The sequence below is a fragment of the Streptomyces sp. PH9007 genome, from assembly GCF_059813725.1.
In genome coordinates, this window is record NZ_CM187440.1 from 5499994 (window position 1) to 5516369 (window position 16376).

The window sequence follows — 16376 nt, forward strand, 5'->3', positions numbered from 1 at the left end:
ACGCGGGTCAGGAGGAGCGAGATGACGGGCACGGCACGCCGTACCGCGGTGGTGGGAGCGGGGGTCTCCGGACTCACCGCCGCCCATGTGCTCAGCAAACGGGACGAGGTGACGCTCTTCGAGGCGGACGGCAGGCTCGGCGGCCACGCCCACACCCACGACGTGGCGGGCCCAGGACGCATGCACGCGGTGGACTCCGGATTCATCGTCCACAACGACCGCACCTACCCGCATCTGCTGCGGCTCTTCCGCGAACTGGGCGTGCGCACACAGGAGTCGGAGATGAGCATGTCGGTGCGGTGCGAGGGCTGCGGCCTGGAGTACGCGGGGGCCCGCGGACCGCGCGGCCTGTTCGCCCGGCCCGGTACGGCACTGCGCCCCGCCGCGCTGCGGATGTTCGCCGAGGTGCCGCGCTTCCACCGCCGGGCCCGCGCCGTGCTGCGCTCCACCGCCGGTGACACCGTCACCCTGGGGGAGTTCCTGAGCGCCGGCGGCTTCTCCGGTTACTTCACCGGACACTTCATGACCCCGCTGGTGTCCGCCGTGTGGTCCTGCTCCCCGGAGACCGCGCTGCGCTACCCGGCGCGGTACCTCTTCCAGTTCCTGGACCACCACGGCCTGCTGTCCATCACCGGCTCACCGGTGTGGCGGACCGTCACCGGCGGCTCGCGCAGCTACGTGGAGCGCGCCGCCAAACGGATCAACGCCGTCCGTACCGCCACCCCGGTGCGCACCGTGCGCCGCACCGGCGGGGGCGTGGAGATCACCACCGCCGACGGCGCCGCGCACTCCTTCGACTCCGTCGTCATCGCCACCCACGCCGACCAGGCGCTGCGCCTGCTGGCCGACCCGACCGACGCCGAACGCGAGGTGCTGGGCGCCTTCCCCTACTCCCGCAACGCCACGGTGCTGCACACCGACACCTCGGTCCTGCCGCGCAGCAGGGCGGCGTCGGCCTCCTGGAACTATCTGCTGCCCGGCTGCCGGGCCCGCCCGGAGCGGGTGACGGTCAGCTACGACATGACCCGGTTGCAGCGCCTGCCGCAGCAGCCGGGCGAGGAACGCTACGTCGTCTCGCTGAACGCCGAGGACCGGGTCGACCCCGGCCGGATCCTCGCCGGCATGGTGTACGAACACCCCGTCTACACCCCGGAGTCGGTCTCCGCGCAGCTGCGGCTGCCCGCGCTGAGCGGGCCGGTGACCGCCTACGCCGGCGCTTACCACGGCTGGGGCTTCCACGAGGACGGCTGCCGGTCGGGCGTCATGGCCGCCGCCGCGCAGGGGGTGCCCTGGTGACCGGGGACCCGGCACGTGAGGCGCCGCCGGTACCCGCCCTGTACCGGTGCGAGATCCGCCATGCCCGGCGCTCCCCGCTGCGGCACACCCTGCGGCACCGCACCTATCTGTGGCTGATCGACCCGGCGGCCGTGCCGGTCCCGCCCCGCGGGCTGCGTGCTCTGGCGCGCTTCGACCCGCGGGACCACTTCGACGGGACGGCCCCCAGCATCGCCGCCGGCCTTGAGCGCTTTCTGACGGACCACGGGGAGCCGCTGCCCGGCGGCCCCACCCTGATGCTCGCCCACGCCAGGGTGTTCGGCTACGTGTTCAACCCGCTGACGCTCTACTGGTGCCATCACCGCGACGGCTCCCTGGCCTGCGTGGTCGCCGAGGTCCACAACACCTACGGGAAGCGGCACGCCTACCTGCTGCACCCCGACGGCGCCGGGCGGGCGGTGACGGACAAGAGGCTCGCCGTCTCGCCGTTCTTCACGGTCGCCGGACGGTACCGGATGCGGCTGCCGGTGCCCGGCGCGAGGCTGCGGCTGACCGTCACCCTCGACCAGCCGGGCGAGAAGCCGTTCACCGCCGCCGTCACCGGAGTCCGGCGGCCCGCCGGTGCCCGGGGGCTGCTGCGTGCCGCCGCCCGGCACCCGTGGTCCACGCTCGCCGTCTCGGCCGCCATCCGCGCCCACGGCATCACCCTGTACCTGCGCGGGCTCCGGGTACGCCGGCACGACCCCGTCCCGGAGCGATCGCCCGCGCCCGGCCCGCCGCCCGGCCCGCCGTACGGCCCCGCCCCCGGCGGTACCACGGCCGGGCACCGCGCCGGCCCGCCCCACTCCCACCACCCCGACCCCCGCCGTCCCCAGCGAGGCAGTACATGAACCGGCTCACCCCCTCCGTCGATCCCGCCACCTGGCCGGACGTCGCCGCCGTGCCCGCCGCCTCCCGGCCGCGCGTCGCGGTCACCGCACGACTGGTACGGCGCGCCGTCTCCCGGCTGCCGCTGCGCGTCGTCACCCCGGACGGCCCGCTGCCGGGCCCCGGCGGCCCGCGCATCGAGATCCACGACCCCGCCGCGTTCCACCGGCGCCTGGGCACGGGCGGCACCATCGGCTTCGGCGAGTCCTACCTCGCCGGCGAGTGGGACGCCCCCGACCTCGTCGCCGCGCTCACCGTGGTGGCCGGCCACGCCGGCGCCCTGATCCCGGCGCCGCTCCAGCGGCTGCGCGGCTGGTGGGCCCCGCCGCAACCGGCCTCGCAGCACAACGCCCCCGACGACGCGCGCGAGAACATCCGCCGTCACTACGACCTGTCCAACGACCTCTTCGCCCTCTTCCTCGACCCCACCCTCACCTACTCCTCGGCCGTCTTCCGTACCCTGCCCGCCCGCTGGGACCAGCTGGAGCAGGCCCAGCACCGCAAGATCGACCGGCTGCTGGACCTGGCCGGGGCCGGACCGGGGACCCGGCTGCTGGAGATCGGCACCGGCTGGGGAGAACTGGCCGTGCGCGCCGCCCTGCGCGGCGCGCGCGTCGACACCATCACGCTCTCCGCCGCCCAGCGCGATCTCGCGCTGCGCAAGGTCGCCGAGGCCGGTGTCGCCGACCGGGTGGAGATCCGGCTCCAGGACTACCGCGACCTGTCCACCGATCCCGGCGCGGGCTACGACGCGGTCGTCAGCGTCGAGATGATCGAGGCAGTCGGCGTACGCGGCTGGCCCGGCTACTTCCGGGCCCTGGACCGGGTGCTGGCCCCCGGCGGCCGGATCGCCCTGCAGGCCATCACCATGCCGCACGACCGGATGGTGGCCTCCCACACCACCCACACCTGGATCCAGAAGTACATCTTTCCCGGCGGGCAACTGCCCTCCACCGAGGCCATCACGGACGGCGCCGCCCGGCACGCGGGGCTGACCGTCGCCCGCCGCGAGCGCTACGGCCCGCACTACGCCGAGACCCTGCGGCTGTGGCGTGAACGCTTCGCCGAACAGGCCCCGGCCGTCGAGCGGCTGGGGTTCGACGACACCTTCCGCCGCATGTGGACCTTCTATCTCGCCTACTGCGAGGCCGGGTTCCGCTCCGGCTACCTCGACGTCCAGCAGTTCCAGCTCCTCAAGGGAGGACCCCGATGACCGTTGCGGCCCGCCTCGCCCCGCTGCTGCACCAGCTCTTCGCAGGTCGGCCGCCCGTCCGGCTGCGCGCCTGGGATGGTTCGGAGACCGGCCCCGCGCACGCCCCATTGGTGGTCCTGCGCAATCGCCGGGCGCTGCGCAGACTGCTGTGGCAGCCGGGTGAACTCGGGCTCGCCGACGCCTACATCTGCGGTGACCTGGACGTGGAGGGCGACCTCGGCGTCTCCCTGCGCACCGTGTGGACGGCCGCCCGCGAGGAACGGCTGGCACCACCGCGGCTGACGGTGGCCGACCGGGCGAGGATGGTGAGCACCCTCGCCGCCCTGGGCGCGCTGGGCCCCCGGCCGCCCGCCCCCGCCGGTGGGGCCCGGCTGCGCGGCATCCCGCACAGCCGCTCGCGCGACCGCGAGGCGATCGCCCACCACTACGACCTGTCCAACGACTTCTACGCCCGGCTGCTCGACGCGTCCATGGCCTACTCGTGCGGCTACTGGCGCGGCCACCCCGAGGACCGGGCGTACGGCCTCGCCGACGCCCAGCGCGACAAGCTCGAACTGATCTGCCGCAAGCTGGCGTTGCGCCCCGGGATGCGGCTGCTGGACATCGGCTGCGGCTGGGGCTCCCTGAGCCTGTACGCCGCGCAGGAGTACAAGGCCCAGGTCACCGCCGTCACGCTCTCCGCCGAACAGGCCCGGCACGTACGGGCGGAGGTGGAGCGCCGCGGGCTCACCGAGTGGGTGGACGTCCAGCTGTGCCACTACCGCGACATCCGCGGCGGCTGGTACGAGGCGGTCACCTCGATCGAGATGGGCGAACACGTCGGCGACGCGGAGTACCCGCGGTTCGCCTCCCTGCTGCACGGCATGCTGCGGCCCCACGGGCGGCTGCTGCTCCAGCAGATGTCCCGGGGGTCGCACGTGCCGGCCGGCGGACCGTTCATCGAGACCTACATCGCGCCCGACATGCACATGCGGCCGGTGGGGCAGACCGTGGGGATGCTGGAGTCCGCCGGTCTCGAGGTGCGCTCGGTGGAGGCGCTGCGCGAGCACTACGTACGCACGGTGGCCGCCTGGCTCGGCACCCTGGAGCGCGAGTGGGCCGACTTCGCCGCCCTGGTGGGTGAGCGCACCTGCCGGGTCTGGCGGCTGTATCTCACCGGCGCAGCGCTGGCGTTCGAACAGCGGCGGATGGGTGTGGACCAGATCCTCGCGGTGCGCCCCGGGGACGCCGGCGGCAGCGGCATGGAGCCGACGCCCGCCGACTGGTACCGGGCGGGCGAGCGGTGAGCGGCCTCCCCTGGGCGGACCTTGCCCGCAACGCGGCGCTGTCGGCCGTCGTCCTGCTGCTCCTCATGGCGGCGACCTTCGCGGTGGCCATGGCGAAGGGCGGGCTGCACCGGGTGGTGGACAGCGCCTGGGGCCTGGGTTTCGCCGCGCTGGCCGTGGCGGGCTGGATCGCCTCCACCGGCCAGGGGGAGGACGCCCACCGGCTGCTGGTGGCCGTGCTCACGGCGGTGTGGGGCCTGCGGCTGGCGGCGCACATCGCCCGGCGCGGCCGGGGGCACGGGGAGGACCCGCGCTACGCCCGGATGCTGGACAAGGCGCCCGGCAACCGGCACGTGTACGCGCTGCGCAAGGTGTACCTGCTCCAGGGGGTGCTGATCCTGCTGGTGTCGGCGCCGGTGCAGATCGCGCTGTACGCGGGGGCACCGCCGCTGCCGCTCACCGTGGCGGCCATCGCCGTGTGGGCGCTGGGGATGTTCTTCGAGGCGGTCGGGGACCGGCAGCTGGCGCGGTTCCGGGCCGATCCGGCGAACCGGGGCCGGCTGATGGACCGGGGGCTGTGGAGCTGGACCCGGCACCCCAACTACTTCGGCGACTTCGCCGTGTGGTGGGGGCTGTACCTGCTCGCCTGCTCCAGCTGGACGGCGGCGCTGGTGGCGCTGCCCGCCCCGCTGGTGATGAGCGCGCTGCTGATCTTCGGCAGCGGCAAGGCCCTGCTGGAGCGCCGGATGGCGGACCGCCCCGGCTGGGCCGCGTACGCCGCCCGCACCAGCGGCTTCTTCCCCCGCCCGCCGCGCCGCCCGCGTGAGCCGGCGGACGGGTGACTGGGTGACCGGCTGAGCGGCTGAACCCGGTGGCCCGGTACGGCGAAAGGAGATCCACCTCCTCCCGCCGTACCGGGCCACCGGCGGTGTCACCCCTTGTTCCGCGCCGTCAGGAAACGGTCCCGGGAGACGGCCAGGTCCACCAGCGGCGCGGGATAGCCGCTGTCGCGCAGCTCCGCGGCGTCCAGCTTCCACGGCTCGTGCACCGCGGAGCCGCTCACCCCCGCCAGCTCCGGCACCCAGCGCCGCACATACGCGCCGTCCGGGTCGTAACGCCGGGCCTGCGTCACCGGGTTGAGCACCCGGTTGGGCCGGGTGTCCGTCCCGGTGCCCGCCACCCACTGCCAGTTCAGCTGGTTGTTCGCCATGTCGCCGTCCACCAGCAGCCACAGGAAGTGCCGGGCGCCCTCGCGCCAGTCCGCGTACAGCGTCTTGGTGAGGAAGCTGCCCACCAGCAGCCGCCCCCGGTTGTGCATCCATCCCTCGTGCGCGAGCTGCCGCATCGCGGCGTCCACGATCGGGTAGCCGGTGCGGCCCTCGCGCCAGGCGGTCAGCTCCCGCTCGTCGTGCCGCCACCGGTCGCCCCGGGGCCGGTAGTCGGCCCACGACGCGTCCGGCCGGGCCGCCAGCACCTGGTGGTGGAAGTCCCGCCAGGCCAGCTGCCGTACGAACGCCTCCGCACCCGTCCCGCCGTGCCGCAGCGCCCGGTGGGTCAGTTCGGACGCCGACAGGCAGCCGAAGTGCAGGTACGGCGAGAGCCGCGAGGTGGCGTCGCCCGCCAGGTCGTCGTGCCGCTCCTCGTACGCGTCGACGTCCGAGCGCAGCCAGGCCGTCATCCGCCGGCGGCCCTCCTGTTCACCGCCGCGCGGCACGCCGGGGGAGACCCCGGTGACCCCGCCGCGTTCCGGCGGCCCCTGGCCCTTGGCCGTGTCCGGCACCCGGATCCGGCGCGGCGCGGCGAGCGGGGCGTCCCGTACGCTCTCCCGCCAGCGGCGGTGGTACGGCGTGAACACCGCGAAGTGGTCCCGGCCGGCCGGGGTGACCGCGCCCGGCGGCACCACCGTCACCGCGCCGTCGTGCACCCGCAGCGGGCAGCGCAGTTCCTCCAGCGCGGCCCGCAGCCGCTCCTCGCGGCGCCGCGCGTACGCGCTCACCCCGGCGGACAGGTGCACCTCGCCCGCGCCGGTCTCCCGCACCACCGCGCACACCTCCTCGACCACGTCCCCCTCACGGACCACGAGCCGGCCGCCGCGCTCGCGCAGCCCGGCGTCCAGGTCGGTGAGCGCGTCGGCCAGGAACGCGAGCCGGTTGGGCGTGGCGAAGCCGGCTCCGTCCACGCCCCGGTCACGGACGAACAGCGGCACCACCGCGTCGGCGGCGCGCTGGGCCGCGTGCAGCGCGGGATGGTCGCGCAGTCGCAGATCACTGGTGAACACCACCACGGCGACATTCATCGTCCGGTTCGCTCCTCGCTAGGCGGTCGGAAATTCCATGACGGCCAGCGGATCGGAGGTCGGCTGCGGGGAGCCACCGGCGGGTTCGACCGTGATGCCCATGCCGGTGGCGCCCTCCAGCGCCCCCTCCATCAGCACGGTCTCGTCCGGTGACCCGGGGTCCATCAGCCCGGCGGGCCGCATCGCACCGTGGTCGTCGAACCACAACTGGTACACCATGCCGTCCGGCGGGCTCGGCATTCCCGACGCCACGAACGCGGCGCGGTCGGCCTCCGCGGACACCACGACGGTGCCGGTGCCGCCGCCCGGCAGCTCCCCGGCGGCGATCCGGGCGTCCGGTGCCGAGAGCACCTGGGCGAGCAGGGCCGACTGCTGCTGGGCGTGACGGCTCTGCTCGCGGGCGTCCTGGGCCTGCTGCCACTGCCACACGGTGGTGCCGCCCAGGACGGCGGCGGCCAGCGCGGCGGCGAGCGCGAAGCCGGGCAGCACGCGCCGGGTCCGCCGTCGCAGCGCGCGCAGGGCGCCGGGCGGCGGGTCCTGCCGTACGGTGGCGATCCGCCGCATGACGTTCTCGCGCAGCCGGGGCGGCGGGGGCACGGCCACCGCCCGGGCCAGCCGGGCAGCGGTCTCCGACAGCTCCCTCACCTCCCGGGCGCAGGGTTCGCAGCGGTCCAGATGGCGGGTGAACTCCTCGCGCTCCACGGGGGGCAGCGCGTCCAGCGCGTAGGCCCCGCTGAGGGTGTGCACGTCCTCGACACTCATGCCGTCACTCCCAGGCAGTCGCGCAGCCGGATCAGTCCGTCGCGCAGCCGGGTCTTCACCGTGCCCAGCGGCAGCGACAGCACTTCGGCCACCTCGCGGTAGGTCAGGCCCCGGTAGTAGGCGAGGGTCACCGACTGCCGTTGCCGTTCGGTGAGCCCGCCCATGCAGCGGCGCACCTGTTCGCGCTCCAGGCTGGCCTCGACCTGTTCGGTCACCTCGTCGTAGGCGGGGGTGTGGTCCAGCAGCGCCGCGCGGTGCTCGCGGTCGCTGGCGGCCTGCGCGGAGCGCACCCGGTCCACGGCCCTGCGGTGCGCGAGGGTCATGATCCAGGCCATCGCGGAACCGCGCTCGGGGGCGTAGGACGCGGCCCGGCGCCAGACCTCGACCAGGACCTCCTGGGTCACCTCCTCGGACTGCGCCGGGTCGCGCAGCACGCTGCGCACCAGCCCGTGGACCGGGCCGGCGACCCGGTCGTAGACGGCGCCGAAGGCGTCCTGGTCGCCCGCCGCGACCTGGGTGAGCAGCTCTCCCAGGTCGGGGGCGGGCCCGCCCGGAGCGGACAGGGGGGTGGGCACTGGCTCCATACGTGGTCTCCGGTGACAGACGGACAGAACGGGTGGCACCCGCGCCGCACGCGGGTGCCACCCGTCATTCGGAGCCGGAGGCGGCCCGGATGGGTCCGGGTTTACCGGAAGGCGGCGGTCTCCGGGTCGGCGCCGACCCGGGTGTTGGTGTCCAGCGCCGCGATGGCCGCGATGTCATCGGCGTCCAGCTCGAAGCCGAAGACGTCGATGTTCTCCTTGATCCGCGCCGGGGTCACGGACTTGGGGATGACGACATTGCCGAGCTGGAGGTGCCAGCGCAGCACGACCTGGGCGGGGGTCCTGCCGTGCTTGGCGCCGATCTCGGCCAGCTTGGGGTCGTCCAGCAGCCCCTTGCCCGAGCCCAGCGGGGAGTACGCCTCGGTGGCGATGCCCAGCTCGGCGTGCACGCCGCGCGACTCGGCCTGCGAGAAGTTCGGGTGCAGCTCGATCTGGTTGATCGCCGGCACGATGGTGCCCTCGTCGATGACCCGGCGCAGGTGCGCGGGGCGGAAGTTGGAGACACCGATGGCCTTGGCCTTGCCGTCGGCGTAGATCTGCTCCATGGCCTTCCACGCCTCGACGTACTGGTCGTACATCGGGGTCGGCCAGTGGATCAGGTAGAGGTCGACGTACTCCAGGCCCAGCTTCTCCAGCGAGACGTCGATGGCGCGCAGGGCGTCGTCGTAACCGTGGTCGGAGTTCCACAGCTTGGTGGTGACGAACAGCTCCTCACGCGGCAGCCCCGAGGCGGCCAGCGCCTTGCCGGTGCCGGCCTCGTTGCGGTAGATCGCCGCGGTGTCGATGTGGCGGTAGCCCGCCTCCAGGGCGCTGCTCACGGCGTCGGTCGCCTGGTCGTCGGGGACCTGCCACACGCCGAAGCCCAGCTGGGGGATCTCTTCGCCGTTGTTCAGAGTGACATGGGGGACGCTGCTCACGTACGAATCATTCCTTCTTCTGATCGGGAACCGATCACTTGGTAGTCGTTTGCCTATCGTCCATGATCCGGCCCGGCGGCGCAGCCCCCAGTGGCGGAGGGCACAATGACGCGAGTGCGTGCATTGACCCGGTTCATCGACCCCTTCATCCTGCTGCTGATGGCAACCGTCGGCCTGGCCGCCCTGTTCCCGGTCGGCGGCTCCGCCGCGGAAGCCGTGGACGGGGCGACCAAGATCTTCATCGGGCTGCTGTTCTTCCTCTACGGAGCCCGGCTGTCCACCCAGGAGGCCATGGACGGCGTACGCCACTGGCGACTCCATGCGACCATCCTGGCCTGCACGTTCCTGATCTTCCCGCTGCTCGGTCTCGCCGCCCGCGGCCTCACCCCCTGGCTGATCACCGACGACCTGTACACCGGGCTGCTGTTCCTGTGCCTGGTCCCCTCCACCGTGCAGTCCTCGATCGCCTTCACCTCCATCGCGCGCGGCAACGTGGCCGGAGCCATCGCCGCCGGGTCCTTCTCCTCGATGGCCGGCATCGTCATCACCCCGCTGCTGGCCGCCGCGTTCATCGGCGCCAGCTCGGGCTTCAGCGCCGACGCGCTGCTGTCGATCGGCGCCCAGCTGCTCCTGCCGTTCCTCGCCGGGCAACTGCTGCGCCGCTGGATCGGCGGCTTCATCGCCCGCCACCGGGTACTGGTGAAGATCGTCGACCGCGGCTCGATCCTGGTGGTCGTCTACGCCGCGTTCAGTGAGGGCATGAACGAGGGCATCTGGTCCCAGGCCAGCTGGGGGCGGCTGCTGGCGCTGCTCGCGGTCGAGGGGGTGCTGCTGACGATCATGCTGCTGCTGACCACCCACGGCGCCGGCCGTCTCGGCTTCGGACGGGCCGACCGGATCGCCATCACCTTCGCCGGATCCAAGAAGTCACTGGCGGCCGGCCTGCCGATGGCCGGAGTGATCTTCCCCGAACAGACGGCGCTGGCCGTGCTCCCGCTGATGCTCTTCCACCAGCTTCAGCTACTGGTGTGCGCGTTCCTGGCCCGCCGCTGGTCGGAGGAGGACGAGTCGCCGGGGAGCACCAGCCGTTCACTCCCCGAGTAAACGTTCATCGAGGTGCCGCGCAGAAAGCCGACCAGCGTCAGCCCGGCCTCCTCCGCCAGCTCCACGGCGAGGGCGGACGGCGCGGACACCGCGGCCAGCGCCGGGATGCCGGCCATCACGGCCTTCTGCACCAGCTCGAAGGAGGCCCGCCCCGACACCAGCAGCACGGTGTCCGCCAACGGCAGCCGCCCGGCGGTCAGCGCCCGCCCCACCACCTTGTCGACGGCGTTGTGCCGCCCCACGTCCTCCCGTACGTCCAGCAGCTCACCCGCGCCGTCGAACAGCGCGGCGGCGTGCAGCCCGCCGGTCCGCTCGAAGACCCGCTGGTGCTCGCGCAGCCGCTCGGGCAGCGCCGACAGCAGCGCCGGGGTGAGCACCGGGCCGCCGGCCAGCGGCAGCGGCCAGCGGGCCGTGGTGCGCACCGCGTCCAGCGACGCCTTGCCGCACAGCCCGCAGGAGGAGGTGGTGTACACCTTCCGCTCCAGGGACGCGTCCGGCGGCGCGACACCGTCGGCCAGCCGGACGTCCACGACGTTGTACGTGTTCGAACCGTCCGCGGTGGCCCCGGCGCAGTAGGCGACGCGCGCGACCTCGTCGGCCGCCGCCACCACGCCCTCGCTCACGAGAAAGCCGGTGGCCAGGGCGAAGTCGTCGCCCGGGGTGCGCATGGTGATGGCCAGCGGACGCCCGTTGACCCGGATCTCCAGTGGCTCCTCGCCCACCAGAGTGTCAGGACGCTCACTGACCGCCCCGTCCCGGATCCGCACCACCCGCCGCCGCTCCGTGACCCGTCCCATACGGCCATCATGCCCCATGGGGCCCCACCCCGACGATGCGCCGGCCGCACCCCGCCGCATGCCGCGGTTCCCGCCGCGGCCGCCCCCGGCGGAAGCGCCCGACTCCCCTTCCACCAGGGCGTGTTGGGGGCACAGGGATCACGGCCTTAACCTGACGCAAGCAACCCACTGCTCTGCGTGAAATGGAACTGCCCATGACCGGCGCCACCACGGGCCCGCTCCGCACCGTCGTCCCCGCTCCGTATCGCGCACCCACCGCACCCGGCAGCGCAACCGGGCTGCCCGACCCCCGGGCGCTGACCGCTCTGCTGCTGCGGGACGGCCCGGGGGACCCCCACACGTTCTGGCGCGGCCTGCTGCGCGACGAGCGCCTGCACCACCACCCGGAACTGCGGCGGGAGGAACGCCACCGCGAGACCTACGACCGGCTGCGCCTGGTCAACGAGCGCCACGGGGACGCCCTCGCACTCGCCCGGGACCCCCGCGCGCTGGCCGCCGCCCACGAGTGGCTGGCCGTGGCGGACGGCGCCCTGGCGACCGTGGCCGGCATCCACTACAACCTGTTCCTCGGCAGCCTGCTGGACGATGACCGCTCCGAGCCCCGGGACCTGCGGGACATCACCGCCATGGACCGCGTCGGAACGTTTCTGTGCACCGAGTACGACCACGGGAACGACGCCGCCGCGCTGCGCACCACCGCCCGCCACGACCCGGAGTCGCGCGGCTTCGTGCTGCACACCCCGGACCGGGGCGCGCGCAAGTACATGCCCAACACCGGCCCCGCGGGCGGCCCCAAGAGCGCCGTGGTCGCCGCACGGCTGCTGGCCGCCGGTGAGGACCACGGTGTCTTCCTCTTCCTCACCCCGCTCTCGGACGCCGACGGCCCGCTGCCGGGCATCCGGATCGAGGAACTCCCCGACCGCGTCGGCAGCCCGGTCGACCACTGCGCCACCACCTTCGACGGCGTGCGGCTGCCGTACGCCGCGCTGCTCCAGGGCGCCCACGGCACGCTCACCCCTGAGGGCCGGTTCGACAGCGCCGTACGCAGCCCGCGCCGGCGCTTCCTGTCGGCCATCGGCCGGGTGACCACCGGAAAGCTGTGCATGAGCGCCGCCACCCTCGGCGGCGCGCGGGCGGCGCTCGCCATCGCCATCCGGCACGCCCACCAGCGCCACATCTCCGCGCCGGCCGCCGGCCGCCGGGTTCCCCTGGCGGCGCACCGCAGCCACACCGGGCGGCTGCTGGAGGCGGTGGCGCACGCCTGCGCCATGACGTTCCTGCACCGCCGGACGACCGCCGCCGCGATCGACGCGTCCGCCGCGGAACGGGCCGAGGCGGAGCGGGAGGCGGCCATCGCCAAGGGTTGGATCACCTGGCAGGCACGGCAGATCATCACCGAGGCCCGCGAACGCTGCGGCGCCCGGGGGCTGTTCCCCGTGAACGGACTGGCCGAGCAGGCGGCCAACACCGAGGGGGCGATCACCGCCGAGGGCGACAATCTGGCGATCTGGTGCAAGGCCGGGGCCGAGCTGCTGTTCGCGCCCACCCCCTCCGTCAACCCGGCCGCCCCGCCCGGTACAAGGGACGTGGCGGACCCGGACGTGCTGCGGGCGCTGCTCGCGGCGGCGGAGACGTGCTGGCACGAGCGGGCCCGCGCCGATCTGCGGTCGGGGCCGCGCGGCGATTCACTGGCCCGCTGGAACGGCGCCTCCGGGGCCGTCCTCGAACTCGTCGCGCTGCACGCCGCCGGCCGCGCGGCGGACGCCTTCGCCGCGGCGGAGGCCACCGTCGGACACGGCCCGACCCGGTCCGTACTGAACGATCTGCGCCGCCTGTTCCTGCTGCGGACCCTCGCGGGCCGCACGGGGGAGCTGCTGGCGGACGGCCATCTGACGGCCGACCAGGTACGGCACGTCCCGGCCGCCGTGGAGCGGACGATCGCCCGGCTCACCCCTCATCTGGCGTGTCTGGGAGACGCGTTCGGGCTTCCGGAGGAGTACCTGGCCTCGCTCCCGATGCTGTCGGAGCACTGACCCGCACCGCCGACGTGTCCCCGCCGCCCCCGTCCTCCCGGGGGCGGCGTCGGAAAACTTTCAGGGCTCCCACCCCCTTACCTTCCGGAAGAATCCCGGAAATTATCGCGTACATGACGAGCCGCCGTGCGTTTCTGAGCCTGCTTCCGCTGACCGCAGCGACAGCCGCCGCCGTGCCCGCCGCCACCCCCGCCCACACCAGCGGGCGCCGGAGCGCCACCTTCATCGCCTCGACCTGGCAGCCGGGCTCCCTCACCCTGGCCGCGAGCGGCAAAGCAGCCCCGCTGGTGGTGAGTTCCGCCGACCACCCCGGCGTGCTGCGCGTCACCGGCGACCTGCGGGACGACATCGAACGGGTCACCGGCGCCGTGCCCGCCGTCCACCACCACGACGGCCTCCCCGCCACGGCCGCCCGCGAGATCGTCATCATCGGCACCATCGGCCGCAGCCCCCTCGTCGACCGGCTGATCGCCGGCGGCCGGCTCGACGTGAGCGGCATCGAGGGCCGCTGGGAGACCAGCCTCCAGCAGATCGTCGACAACCCGGCCCCCGGCGTGGACCGCGCCCTGGTCATCGCGGGCAGCGACCAGCGCGGCACCATCTACGGCGTGTACGAGACCTCCCGCCAGCTCGGCGTCTCCCCCTGGTACTGGTGGAACGACGTCCCCGCCCGGCGCCGCGAGCGCGCGTACATTCTCCCCGGCCGGCACACCCAGGGCACCCCGGCCGTGAAGTACCGGGGCTTCTTCATCAACGACGAGAACCCGGCCCTGGGCACCTGGGCACCCCGGCACTTCGGCCCGGGACACGCGCCCGGCCACACGGGCGGCTTCACCAGCGCCTTCTACGCCCGCGTCTTCGAAGTCATGCTGCGCCTGAAGGCCAACTACCTGTGGCCGGCCGTGTGGGGCCGGGCCTTCGCCGAGGACGACCCGGCCAACCACGCCACCGCCAAGGAGTACGGCATCGTCATGGGCACCTCCCACGAGGGACCGATGATGCGCGGCATTGAGGAGTGGAACCGGCACGCCGGCGGCGGCACCGACCCGTACGGCGGCAACGGGGAGTGGAGCTACCGCCTCAACCGCGAAGCGGTCGAACGCTACTGGGCGGACGGCATCCGCCGCATGAAGGAGGAGGACTTCGAGGGCGTGGTCACCCTCGGCATGCGCGGCAACGGCGACGTCAGCCTGCCGGACGGCGACGGCATCGAGCTGATGGAATCCATCCTGGCCGCGCAGCGCGCCATCCTGAAGGACGCCGGCCACCTGGACGTCCCGCAGGTCCAGACCCTGTACAAGGAGGTGCAGCGCTACTGGGACCAGGGCCTGCGCCCGCCGGACGACGTGACCGTCATCTTCTGCGACGACAACTGGGGCAACCTGCGCAAGCTCCCCGACCAGAGCCTCCCCGAACGCTCCGGCGGCTACGGCCTGTACTACCACTTCGACTACGTCGGCGTCGGCCGCAACTACAAGTGGGTCGACACCGTCAACCTCGCCGCCACCTGGGAACAACTGCACCTGGCCCACCAGTACGGCGTCGACCGGCTGTGGGTGGTCAACTGCGGCGACATGAAGGCGGAGGAACTCCCGCTGCAATTCTTCCTGGACTACGCCTGGGACCCCGGCCGCTGGACCCTGGACCGGCTGGGGGAGTGGGAACGCGCCTACGCGGAGACGAACTTCGGCCCGCGCCACGCGACGGAGATCGCCGAGGTCCTGCACACCTACGGGGTCCTCCAGTCCCGCCGCAAGCCGGAACTGCTGAACCGGCGCATCACCGTGGACCCGCACACGGGGGAGGTGCTCCACGACGACGCGGCCACCCCCTTCTCCCTGGAGAACTACCGCGAACTGGAACGCGTCACGGCCGAGTGGGAACACCTGGACGACCGGGCGGAACGCATCGCGCACACCCTCCCGGCCGAACAGCGTGACGCCTACTACCAGCTGGTCCAGTACCAGGTGGAGGCCACGGCGAACCTGTACGCCCTGCGCGCCGCCCAGTTCACCGGCCTGCTCTACGCCCGACAGGGCCGGGCCGCCACCAACGCGCTGGCGGACGCGGCCGAGGCCCGGTTCGCGGACGACCGCGCGATGTCGGACTACTACAACACCACGCTGGCCGACGGGAAGTGGAGCGGATTCCAGACCCAGCCGAAGATCGGCTACGGGGACGTGGAGCGGTACGGCCCCGACGCCGGCTGGCAGCAGCCCCAGACCCCCGACCACCAGGTGCTCCCGGACGCCATCCACCCCGCGCCGCGCCGCATCGACGTGCCGGAACGGGAGGAGCTGGGGGTGGCGGTGGACGGCTCGACCGCGTGGTGGCCGGACGCGACGGAACCGCTGGTCCTCCCGGAGTTCTCCCCGTACCAGACCGCCCCCGAGCAGTACATCGAGATCTTCAACCGGGGGCAGCGGCCCTTCTCCTGCACGGTGACGCCGTCCGAGAAGTGGCTGAAGGTCTCCCACTCCGGCGGACCGGTGGGCGACCAGCTGCGGGTCACGGTGACGGTCGACTGGGCGAAGGCGCCCCGGGGCCGGACGCGGGCCTCGATCACGGTGCGGGGCCCGAACGGCGCGACGGCCCGCGTCCTGGCCCCTGTCCACCGGCCGGAGGTCAACCGCCACGAGCTGAAGGGCTTCATCGAAGCGGGCGGCTACGTGGCCATGGAGGCCGACCACCACACCCGCGCGGTGGGCGCGGGCGGCGTCCGCTGGCACCGCCTGCCGGACGCGGGCCGCACCGGCGCCGCGATGACCCCCTTCCCGGTGACCGCCGCCCGCTTCGCGCCGGGCGCCGGGCCGTGCCTGGAGTACGACCTGACGCTGTTCAGCACGGGGCGGCTGCGGCTGTGGGTGTACGCCTCCCCGAGGAACAACGTCCTGCCGACGGACGGCCTGACGTACGCGGTCTCCTTCGACGACCAGCCGCCGCAGTCGGTGAACATCACGGCTGCCACGGGCGCCGACGACACGGCGATGAACAAGCAGTGGGCGCGCAACACCTCCGACAACATCAACCTGACGGCGACGGACCACACCCTCACGACCGCCGGCCGCCACACGCTGAAGCTGTGGATGGTGGACCCCACGATGGTCGTCCAGAAACTGGTGGCGGACACCGGCGGCCTCCGCCCCAGCTACCTCGGCCCGCCCGAGAGCCTGCGCCTGCGCTGA

12 protein-coding genes and 1 pseudogene are annotated in these 16376 nt (G+C 73.5%); 8 read left to right on the plus strand and 5 right to left on the minus strand.

The annotated features are described in order from the left end of the window. Window positions 1-21 precede the first annotated feature (21 nt). The 5 genes and pseudogenes from ACTFAP_RS25295 (at window position 22) to ACTFAP_RS25315 (ending at window position 5522) form a co-directional block, all read left to right on the plus strand. The gene (locus tag ACTFAP_RS25295) at window positions 22-1296 is read left to right on the plus strand and encodes an FAD-dependent oxidoreductase (RefSeq protein WP_495682459.1); all 1275 of its coding nucleotides are present in this window, start codon (window positions 22-24) and stop codon (window positions 1294-1296) included. Next, a pseudogene (locus ACTFAP_RS25300) lies at window positions 1290-2021 on the plus strand (DUF1365 domain-containing protein); the annotation flags it as partial. The gene ACTFAP_RS25295 and the pseudogene ACTFAP_RS25300, both read left to right, overlap by 7 nt. 140 nt (window positions 2022-2161) lie before the next feature. Then, on the plus strand, window positions 2162-3415 hold the full coding sequence (locus tag ACTFAP_RS25305; RefSeq protein WP_500467497.1) for a class I SAM-dependent methyltransferase: 1254 nt from the start codon (window positions 2162-2164) through the stop codon (window positions 3413-3415). Next, complete coding sequence (locus ACTFAP_RS25310; protein WP_500467498.1) at window positions 3412-4701, plus strand: class I SAM-dependent methyltransferase; 1290 nt, start codon at window positions 3412-3414, stop codon at window positions 4699-4701. Before ACTFAP_RS25305 ends, ACTFAP_RS25310 begins: the two co-directional genes overlap by 4 nt. After that, window positions 4698-5522 carry a DUF1295 domain-containing protein gene (locus tag ACTFAP_RS25315; RefSeq protein WP_495682463.1) on the plus strand — a complete coding sequence of 275 codons (825 nt, stop codon included), beginning with the start codon at window positions 4698-4700 and terminating at the stop codon, window positions 5520-5522. Before ACTFAP_RS25310 ends, ACTFAP_RS25315 begins: the two co-directional genes overlap by 4 nt. Window positions 5523-5611: 89 nt before the next feature. On the opposite strand, the gene ACTFAP_RS25320 is transcribed toward ACTFAP_RS25315, so the two are convergent. The 4 genes from ACTFAP_RS25320 to ACTFAP_RS25335 all read right to left on the minus strand — a co-directional run bounded on the left by ACTFAP_RS25320 (window position 5612) and on the right by ACTFAP_RS25335 (window position 9257). After that, complete coding sequence (locus tag ACTFAP_RS25320; RefSeq protein ID WP_500467499.1) at window positions 5612-6976, minus strand: cryptochrome/photolyase family protein; 1365 nt, start codon at window positions 6974-6976, stop codon at window positions 5612-5614. Between the two features lie 18 nt (window positions 6977-6994). After that, window positions 6995-7738 carry an anti-sigma factor gene (locus ACTFAP_RS25325; RefSeq protein WP_495682465.1) on the minus strand — a complete coding sequence of 248 codons (744 nt, stop codon included), beginning with the start codon at window positions 7736-7738 and terminating at the stop codon, window positions 6995-6997. Then, window positions 7735-8322 (minus strand): sigma-70 family RNA polymerase sigma factor, encoded by a 588-nt coding sequence (locus tag ACTFAP_RS25330; RefSeq protein ID WP_451747146.1) that lies wholly within the window; start codon window positions 8320-8322, stop codon window positions 7735-7737. Before ACTFAP_RS25330 ends, ACTFAP_RS25325 begins: the two co-directional genes overlap by 4 nt. A 101-nt stretch (window positions 8323-8423) precedes the next feature. Then, window positions 8424-9257 (minus strand): aldo/keto reductase, encoded by an 834-nt coding sequence (locus ACTFAP_RS25335; RefSeq protein WP_400008497.1) that lies wholly within the window; start codon window positions 9255-9257, stop codon window positions 8424-8426. 105 nt (window positions 9258-9362) lie between these two features. On the opposite strand from ACTFAP_RS25335, the gene ACTFAP_RS25340 reads away from it, so the two are divergent. Beyond that, window positions 9363-10361, plus strand: a complete 999-nt coding sequence (locus ACTFAP_RS25340; protein WP_500467500.1) for a bile acid:sodium symporter family protein — start codon at window positions 9363-9365, stop codon at window positions 10359-10361. Here ACTFAP_RS25340 and fdhD read toward each other — a convergent pair. Further along, the gene (gene fdhD, locus ACTFAP_RS25345) at window positions 10274-11158 is read right to left on the minus strand and encodes a formate dehydrogenase accessory sulfurtransferase FdhD (RefSeq protein WP_500467501.1); all 885 of its coding nucleotides are present in this window, start codon (window positions 11156-11158) and stop codon (window positions 10274-10276) included. The two genes, ACTFAP_RS25340 and fdhD, sit on opposite strands and share 88 nt — an antisense overlap. A 194-nt stretch (window positions 11159-11352) precedes the next feature. Between fdhD and ACTFAP_RS25350 the strand changes: the two genes are divergently transcribed. Both ACTFAP_RS25350 and ACTFAP_RS25355 read left to right on the plus strand, forming a co-directional pair. Further along, a complete protein-coding gene (locus ACTFAP_RS25350) occupies window positions 11353-13191 on the plus strand; it encodes an acyl-CoA dehydrogenase family protein (protein ID WP_500467502.1) in 1839 nt (612 codons plus the stop codon). A 113-nt stretch (window positions 13192-13304) separates the two neighbouring features. Next, on the plus strand, window positions 13305-16376 hold the full coding sequence (locus tag ACTFAP_RS25355; RefSeq protein ID WP_500467503.1) for a glycosyl hydrolase 115 family protein: 3072 nt from the start codon (window positions 13305-13307) through the stop codon (window positions 16374-16376).

What these genes read in the sequence shown, in the direction of transcription:
- ACTFAP_RS25295 (WP_495682459.1), top strand. Translation starts at nt 22, where the DNA reads ATGACGGGCACGGCACGCCGTACCGCGGTGGTGGGAGCGGGGGTCTCC.
- ACTFAP_RS25305 (WP_500467497.1), top strand. Translation starts at nt 2,162, where the DNA reads ATGAACCGGCTCACCCCCTCCGTCGATCCCGCCACCTGGCCGGACGTC.
- ACTFAP_RS25310 (WP_500467498.1), top strand. Translation starts at nt 3,412, where the DNA reads ATGACCGTTGCGGCCCGCCTCGCCCCGCTGCTGCACCAGCTCTTCGCA.
- ACTFAP_RS25320 (WP_500467499.1), bottom strand. Translation starts at nt 6,976, where the DNA reads ATGAATGTCGCCGTGGTGGTGTTCACCAGTGATCTGCGACTGCGCGAC.
- ACTFAP_RS25325 (WP_495682465.1), bottom strand. Translation starts at nt 7,738, where the DNA reads ATGAGTGTCGAGGACGTGCACACCCTCAGCGGGGCCTACGCGCTGGAC.
- ACTFAP_RS25330 (WP_451747146.1), bottom strand. Translation starts at nt 8,322, where the DNA reads ATGGAGCCAGTGCCCACCCCCCTGTCCGCTCCGGGCGGGCCCGCCCCC.
- ACTFAP_RS25340 (WP_500467500.1), top strand. Translation starts at nt 9,363, where the DNA reads ATGACGCGAGTGCGTGCATTGACCCGGTTCATCGACCCCTTCATCCTG.
- fdhD (WP_500467501.1), bottom strand. Translation starts at nt 11,158, where the DNA reads ATGGGACGGGTCACGGAGCGGCGGCGGGTGGTGCGGATCCGGGACGGG.
- ACTFAP_RS25350 (WP_500467502.1), top strand. Translation starts at nt 11,353, where the DNA reads ATGACCGGCGCCACCACGGGCCCGCTCCGCACCGTCGTCCCCGCTCCG.
- ACTFAP_RS25355 (WP_500467503.1), top strand. Translation starts at nt 13,305, where the DNA reads ATGACGAGCCGCCGTGCGTTTCTGAGCCTGCTTCCGCTGACCGCAGCG.